Source organism: Methylobacterium sp. yr668 (genome assembly GCF_900116245.1).
Classification (GTDB): domain Bacteria; phylum Pseudomonadota; class Alphaproteobacteria; order Rhizobiales; family Beijerinckiaceae; genus Methylobacterium.
Genome location: NZ_FOZY01000073.1, coordinates 1 through 6,578, shown reverse-complemented (window position 1 = coordinate 6,578; position 6,578 = coordinate 1). Strand labels below are relative to the sequence as shown.

The following is a 6,578-nucleotide window of genomic DNA, read 5'->3' as shown; positions in this document are numbered from 1 at the left end:
TGCTCAGCCAGCCGGTCGCGCACCTCGCGCAGGAAAAGACGCGGCTCCTGCTTGGAGATCCTCAGGATCAGCCCGGCATGCGCCTCGATGCGCTTCGAGGTGTGATCGCCGCCCATCGGCTTGGGCGCGACATGGCCCTCTTGGTGGGCGCGCTGCGACCAGCGGCTGGCGCTGGAGACGCTGACCCCAAAGCGAGCCGCGGCTCGGTGGCACGAGGCTCCTGCCGCCACGGCAGCCACGACACGCTCGCGTAAGTCGACGGACAAAGGTGAAGGCATCGGCGTGCTCCTTCACCCACCAACGCGCTACCCGCCAACCCGTCTCAAGCGGCACGGGACCGGCTCTAATCTGCGGCTTAAAAATTCTCTCCTCCACAACAAACGGGCGACGACCGATTGATTGGCTGATGAGGCTCTCGCCGTACTCGCCGATCGCTATAAGGGCGGCGCCATCAACAACACGCGCGTGGCAATCCGGAAGGTGCGGGGCACCCGTTGCGGGTACGAGATCTCTTTTGATCTGGAGGTCGTCACACTCGGCGAGATCTACGATCGCGAGCCGATCACTACCTGTGTCGTGAAGTGGCAGACGGACGGCACCTCCGCGGTAGCCGTCGCGGCCAGCAAGGAGCGCTGGCCGACATCGTCAGAGGTGTTCCGACAAGCACTTCGGACGAGCGTCACCGACGATGGCATCTGCGCGTGGCCGTTCGGCAATGAGGGCTCCGCGGTTCGTGCCGTCCCGCTGCAGGTCGCCAGGACGGCATTCTTCGTCACATCTACCTGGCCGACGGCGACGATGAGGCCAAGCGGACGGAGGCCGCCAGCAAGGTGTTTAAGCGAGCCGTCGAAGCACGCCTCGGCCGCAGCCTGATTGTCCCGGTCGCTCTCAACGGCGTCAACCACCTCTGGCTGATCGAGGTGCCAGGATGAGTACCGCGACCGGACGCCGGACAAACGAGACGCTTGTCCGGAATATCCGGCGCGTCCGCTCACCTAGCGGCGGCCGCCACTGCTCGGCTTCGTGTCTATCTCAATCGCCCTCAAAGCGTTCTCGAAAGCCTTAACCTCGGTGGTGAACGCCCTGTCCGAGCGCTCGATTAGTTTACCACTTCGGCGCAATGCCCAACCGAAATGACCCTCCGGTTTCTTCAGGGGCTCGATGGTCACCGAGTAGGGGTGCGGTACGTCAGCTGTCATGGCCGAGCTATGCAGTGCCGAAGGGCCGGCTTCAACTGCAAGGCCTCACCACATCTCTTCGTAAATGAGGGCGCCGCCTCCATGGAAGGTGCCTTTCCAGCCTCGGTTCAGCAGGCGGACGGTCACACGTGTCTGGCCCGTGCCGCTGTCATCGTCGATCTTGATCCGGGCATCGACGTGTCCCTGCCGCTCCATGCGCTTCAGGTAATCGGCATCCACACCGAGGCGTGGGGCCAACTCACACGGATCAACGACCCAGTCGCCTTGCTGGCCGAGGGTGTGCCTCATGGGCAGGTCGTGCCGCTCACCCGATCACTAGCCGGATCAGCAGGCATGCCACGGCTGCACCCGAAAGCGCGATGCCGAGCAGGTATGGGCTGGAAAGCTGATCGCCGCTGTTGACGTCTACGCCAAGTCGGTGAGTCAACTTGTTGGCAGCCGCTCCGCTTGCAGAACTGGTGTTCACGTCCGGATAGGTGTGCGCGCTCATGGGCGTCTCCTGCCAGTAGGAGATACAACTCGCCGTGCCTCCGGTTGGTGCGGCCGCAGTTACCAGACATGCTCAGCCACGAGCTGTCCGCTCTGATCGAACGTGCCCTGCCACCCACCGTCGTAGTGATGAACAGTGACGCGCGCGCCCCTCGCGTCCGCCCAGCTTCCGGGGACGATCAAGACCCTGGCGTTTCCCTCGATGACGGAACGCTTCAGCGTCGTTGCGCTCACGCCGATACGCCGCGCCACATACCCGGGATTAACGATCCAGCTACCGGGAAAATCGAGATTAAGCCTCATCGGAGAAGGCCTCCACCCAGACATCCGAGCGCGTTCTAGCGCTAAGGATTATCGCTTTCCTCATGCGAATGACGGAAGGCCGTATATGAAGCGCATTGCACCCGTGTTGCGTCCGTGACCTGACCCGCGAGTTGCAGGCCAAGCTCAGCCGCTCCCGCGATCAGCCTCTCGTCTTCCTCGCCTATCCCGGAAAGGTCGAGCCGACTAACAACAGCTCCGAGCGGCTCGTGCGTCCGGCTGTCGTCCAGCGGAAAGCGACCAACGGCTATCGCGACATGTGGCCAGCTGAGGGCGAGGCCGCCATCCGCACCGTTGTCGACATCGCGCGCCTGAGCGGTGCCAATCCATTCGGCTTCATCCTCAAAACCGTCGGCGCCTGACCCCTGCGATTAAAGGCCTGGGTAATTACCCTCCGCCGCTACGAAGTGCGTCAACGTGACGTTGTAGCAACACAACCGATCACGTTTTTGTGTATCCATACCTGGGGGACAACTTAGGAGCGAAGCATGAACCGATCACGAGGCCCAACGTCGGATCGGAACCTGACTTGGCAGCACCTGCAGCCACGGGAGCAACGATGGAAGGCTCTTGGTCAGCGACCAGTCATTGCTTGGCTTACTGGCCTTTCAGGCGCAGGGAAATCAACGATCGCAAACGTCGTGGATCAAGCCCTGACCGCTTCAGGACGCGCAACAATGGTGCTGGACGGCGATAATCTACGTCATGGATTGAATAGTGACTTGGGATTTACCGACCGCGACAGAGCTGAGAACGTCCGCCGTGTGGCCGAAACAGCAAAACTGGTAGCTGATGCTGGTCTTGTAACAATTGTCTCGCTTATATCCCCCTTCTCAGCGGAACGGAAGGCCGCAAGGGCTATCGCAGGAGACGTCGCATTTATTGAAGTTTTTATAGATACGCCTCTACCAATTTGCGAGGAACGAGATCCAAAAGGATTATATTTTCGGGCGCGCGCCGGCACAATCCCGAATTTTACCGGCATCACAGCGCCCTATGAAGAGCCGACGGAGCCTGACTTAACGCTCGCAACCGTGGGTCAGTCCATTGCCGATACAGCACGGCCACTAATCGACTTGCTCTTACAGCTGAGCGCAGCATCAGAACAGCCACTTTATGATCAGATTTTGCCTAAAAATCCGGAGCTAATACGCAACATCGAACTATGACTCAAAATTTTATAATACATATCGGCCCGCATAAAACGGGAACGACATCGATCCAAAATATGCTCTACGCGCGCTCTTTGCAGAGTAGCGCAAGTTTTGTTTACCCCTTCACTCATGCCAATCAGACGGGGCAGCACGAGTTTGCTCGGACAGCGTCTGACCCTGATCATTCCAAACTTGGCAGCCTCCTGGAGATTCTTTCGGGCATTGAGAAAACCTGTGTTCTCTCGAGTGAAGAGCTTAGCTTTCTTCCAGTCGCCTCGTTGCAAAAGATCCGCGCGGCTCTTCCATCTGCCGAATTTACTATTGTTTATTACCAGAGGAATATCTTGTCTCTTCTTCCTTCATGGTGGCAAGAATTAATTAAACATGGCGGAGTCGAAGATTTTACCAGGTTCATTCAAGACGCAATTGCGCTTCCTGGCAGACTACATCTACTGGTTCCAGATTTATTGTTGAGTAACTGGGCATCTGTTTTTGGAAGAAAAGCGATTAAGATTTTCTTGTACGATCAAATTCCTGATGTGGCACAACAGTTCGCCTCCGATTTACTCGGCTTGACTAGTCCCCCTGGCGAGCGAACAGACAACAACAAATCTTTCGAATACATCGAATGTGAGATGATCCGTCTGTGGAATGCATATGGTTTCGTTGGCATAGATGCAATCCAGGCACAAGAATCTAAATTCTTACGTACGTTAGTGGCAGAGAGAGCAGATAGATTCATGGAAAATATGACTATAGGTTATGATATAGAGAAATTTCTTAGCATAGAAAGCACCTTAATAGCTCGGTGGGGAGATCGAATCGAGGGTTTCACTGGCGGCAGATTGTTTGCTCTACGGGAGCAAGCGTACTCGTACATCAATTCAAATTTTTGGACCGCCAATCCCGACCTTGTTTCTGCCATGTGCGCTTTTGCTGAAGTCACAGCTCGCCGAAAAAGCCAAAGTTCGGCAACATCACCGATCCTACGTGATCTTAGATCTTGCGAGAGGGATATGGACGCCTGGAACCAAATCGAAATTATTTTGACTGCGGCGCGCCAGAGGGAACAGTTGCTTGAACGTCAATTGGCTAACGAGACAGAGCGGTCACATGCGTTAGAAATCGTCATATCGACATTGGTCTCCAGCATTACATGGCGCGGACTCAATCGATCTAAATTCAAGAAAATTTTGACTGATGTAGCTAAGTCGACGCCCAGCGACGGAGCGACTGCACACCGTCATGAAGTTTATCTATATCAAGCTCAAAAACTTTTAAATGATTGCTAATTGTTGTTTTCCATGTCTTCAATTGTTATCCAGATCAAATCAAGCCTGTCAGACCACGGGCCGTTGCCTACCGCGACCTTCTAATCGCCGCCGAGGAATGGGGCGCAGCCGGGATTAGGCTGAGCGGGGCTATCGCGGATCCGCGGCAGCACATCATAGCAGGCCGTCCGACGTCGGCGCGGTCAGCGTCTTCCAGGCGCGGGTCATTAGCTTCGAGAAGGCCAGCGCGGCAGCTAAAGCCTGCGCTTCGGACGGGAAGGTCCAGTCCGATTCGTTCACCGTCATGTGGGAGGCGTCGAGCAGCACCCAAGTCTAGAGGTGGCGGCCGGCCACGCGGATTTCGAAGTGCATGGCTGGCTCGGTACGGTATGTTCTTCCTTCGGCTTTGCGGTTCTCCCGCACTTTGCGTGGAACGGTCGCGGTGACGAGGATGGCACGGGCTGGTTCACCAAGCGTTTGATCCTGTCCTCATCCCTGCCGGGCTGTACCATCGGGCGCGTCATCCGAACCGACGGTCGTCTTCGCCCAAGTGCGGCGTGTGCACGCGTAGTGTCCAACCTCATACGACCAGCTCTGTCGTTCACAGCCGCTATGAACGCCGTCCGGGCGATCTGCCGAGCATCGGGCAGCCCATGACGCTGCGCCTACGCGTCCGACGCTTCTACTGCTGTGAGATTGCCTGCCGCCGTCGTACCTTCGCTGAGTCACTCCCCCAGCTGATGCCGCCGCGAGCACGCCTGGCGCGCCGGCTGACCGTTACCGGTTTTCGCTCAGAAGTTGCCGCATATTGGCCATTGAGATCGTCATACAACCTCCCCGTTCTTCGAACCCGAGGGCGACACGTCGGGCCGCCTATCGCGGAAGGGTGCGCTCGTGAACCTCATCTTCCTCGTTCTATCGGCCTTCGTAGGCGCAGGACTTTCGATTGTGGCTATATGGCCGTCGCTGGGAGCGATTTCGATTTTTGTGGCACCGGTCGGGGCAGCCGTAGCATGTGTTGTAAGCGCTGCCTTGTTGTTTGCTCTGCGGCGCTCATCACCACCGAGCAGTCGCACATCTTCTGTCACCCCTATGCAGAGCCTCAAACCGCAACAGCAACCTCCCACTAGTGCTACGAACGATGATCAGGCTGAGCTGAAGCGTTCGGCCTGATCCATCCTTCCTCTGATTCTTTGTAGTCAGAGACGCACAAGTCTGGGGGGCCGCCGGTCTGGGAGTTCGCGGCTTGGGTCAGCCGAATCGCCTGACGGGCTCGGCTTTCCGAACGTCGTCCACACTGCTCCACTACGATCTCGCGCGGCTCGGCGGCTGGTCGAAGCGCGCGGGCGCCTGAGCTTGTTCCGTTTTCGTTCGCGAGCGGGGGGGGCCACCAGAATGGGGCACCTGGGGGATGCAGGGCCTAGGTGTATGGTCCCGGAATGTGGTGTGACGGATCGAGCCTGAAGCGTTTGGGCTCTTTGGTCCAGACCTGAAGAACATGCTCGTAGGGCGTGAGGCCACGCAGGGTCTTCAGCCGTCGGGCATGGTTGTAGGCATCGACGAACAGCTGCAGGTGCGCCCGGAGCTGTTCGTGCGTGTCGTAGTGGTAGCGCTTGACCGTGGCGTCCTTGATGGTGCGGTTCATCCGCTCGACTTGACCGTTGGTCCAGGGATGGTTGGGTTTGGTCAGGCGATGCTCGATGCCGTGCTCATGGCAGACGCGGTCGAACATGTGCCGGCTGTAGAGGGCGGTTGGGCCTGAGCGGTTGCGCGGGGCATGGCAGAACTGCACCCCGTTGTCGGTCAGCACCGTGTGGATCTTGTACGGCACGAACGCGACCATCGCGCGTAGGAAGTCTGAAGCGGTGTAGCGGTTGGCCTCCGTTTCCAGCTTGGCGAAAGCCAACTTCGAGGTTCGGTCGATAGCCACAAACAGGTAGAGCTTGCCTTCCTCCGTCCTGACCTCGGCGATGTCGATGTGGACATAGCCGATGGGGTAATCGGCAAAGCGCTTCTTCTTGGGCTTGTCGCCCTCCATCTCGGGCAGGCGGCTGATGCCGTGCCGCTCAAGGCAACGGTGCAGCGACGAGCGGGTCAGATGCGGGATCGTGGGCTGCAGGCCGTAGAGGCAGTCGTCCAGCGGC

The 6,578-nt window shown here is 58.1% G+C and carries 9 protein-coding genes and 2 pseudogenes; 5 read left to right on the top strand and 6 right to left on the bottom strand.

Going from position 1 to position 6,578, the window contains the following annotated elements; translation table 11 throughout:
• The coding region (locus tag BM419_RS31095) for a helix-turn-helix domain-containing protein (RefSeq protein WP_139257159.1) at positions 1-278 on the bottom strand (278 nt) is incomplete at its 3' end.
• A 121-nt stretch (positions 279-399) separates the two neighbouring features.
• Between BM419_RS31095 and BM419_RS32195 the strand changes: the two genes are divergently transcribed.
• Positions 400-873 carry a hypothetical protein gene (locus tag BM419_RS32195; RefSeq protein WP_139257186.1) on the top strand — a complete coding sequence of 158 codons (474 nt, stop codon included), beginning with the start codon at positions 400-402 and terminating at the stop codon, positions 871-873.
• Positions 874-995: 122 nt separating this feature from the next.
• Here the strand turns inward: BM419_RS32195 and BM419_RS33150 are convergent, their stop codons facing one another.
• The 3 genes from BM419_RS33150 to BM419_RS31075 are packed head-to-tail and all read right to left on the bottom strand — an operon-like array spanning position 996 to position 1,689.
• The gene (locus tag BM419_RS33150) at positions 996-1,199 is read right to left on the bottom strand and encodes a hypothetical protein (protein WP_082557861.1); all 204 of its coding nucleotides are present in this window, start codon (positions 1,197-1,199) and stop codon (positions 996-998) included.
• Positions 1,200-1,244: 45 nt separating this feature from the next.
• Positions 1,245-1,487: a DUF6522 family protein gene (locus BM419_RS31080; RefSeq protein ID WP_091928720.1), complete on the bottom strand. Its 243-nt coding sequence runs from the start codon at positions 1,485-1,487 to the stop codon at positions 1,245-1,247.
• 16 nt (positions 1,488-1,503) lie between these two features.
• Positions 1,504-1,689 (bottom strand): hypothetical protein, encoded by a 186-nt coding sequence (locus BM419_RS31075; RefSeq protein ID WP_091928719.1) that lies wholly within the window; start codon positions 1,687-1,689, stop codon positions 1,504-1,506.
• Between the two features lie 418 nt (positions 1,690-2,107).
• On the opposite strand from BM419_RS31075, the pseudogene BM419_RS31065 reads away from it, so the two are divergent.
• From BM419_RS31065 to BM419_RS32190, 3 genes and pseudogenes are all read left to right on the top strand, one after another.
• Positions 2,108-2,384 (top strand): annotated as a pseudogene (locus BM419_RS31065) (transposase); the annotation flags it as partial.
• A 113-nt stretch (positions 2,385-2,497) separates the two neighbouring features.
• Positions 2,498-3,178 carry an adenylyl-sulfate kinase gene (gene cysC / locus BM419_RS31060; RefSeq protein ID WP_091928717.1) on the top strand — a complete coding sequence of 227 codons (681 nt, stop codon included), beginning with the start codon at positions 2,498-2,500 and terminating at the stop codon, positions 3,176-3,178.
• A gap of 59 nt (positions 3,179-3,237) precedes the next feature.
• A complete protein-coding gene (locus BM419_RS32190; RefSeq protein WP_139257185.1) occupies positions 3,238-4,455 on the top strand; it encodes a hypothetical protein in 1,218 nt (405 codons plus the stop codon).
• A 153-nt stretch (positions 4,456-4,608) separates the two neighbouring features.
• Here BM419_RS32190 and BM419_RS31055 read toward each other — a convergent pair whose 3' ends face one another.
• Entirely contained in the window at positions 4,609-4,761 is a 153-nt protein-coding gene (locus BM419_RS31055) for a hypothetical protein (protein ID WP_244534989.1), read from the bottom strand.
• Positions 4,762-4,911: 150 nt separating this feature from the next.
• On the opposite strand from BM419_RS31055, the pseudogene BM419_RS31050 reads away from it, so the two are divergent.
• Positions 4,912-5,207: pseudogene (locus BM419_RS31050) on the top strand (transposase family protein); the annotation flags it as partial.
• A gap of 647 nt (positions 5,208-5,854) precedes the next feature.
• On the opposite strand, the gene BM419_RS31045 reads toward BM419_RS31050, so the two are convergent.
• Positions 5,855-6,578, bottom strand: a 724-nt coding sequence (locus BM419_RS31045) for an IS481 family transposase (RefSeq protein ID WP_091928716.1), incomplete at its 5' end; no start/stop codon positions are given.

Coding starts and splice junctions, on each gene's coding strand:
- BM419_RS33150 (WP_082557861.1), bottom strand. CDS start 1,199: ATGACAGCTGACGTACCGCACCCCTACTCGGTGACCATCGAGCCCCTG.
- BM419_RS31080 (WP_091928720.1), bottom strand. CDS start 1,487: ATGAGGCACACCCTCGGCCAGCAAGGCGACTGGGTCGTTGATCCGTGT.
- BM419_RS31075 (WP_091928719.1), bottom strand. CDS start 1,689: ATGAGCGCGCACACCTATCCGGACGTGAACACCAGTTCTGCAAGCGGA.
- cysC (WP_091928717.1), top strand. CDS start 2,498: ATGAACCGATCACGAGGCCCAACGTCGGATCGGAACCTGACTTGGCAG.
- BM419_RS32190 (WP_139257185.1), top strand. CDS start 3,238: ATGCTCTACGCGCGCTCTTTGCAGAGTAGCGCAAGTTTTGTTTACCCC.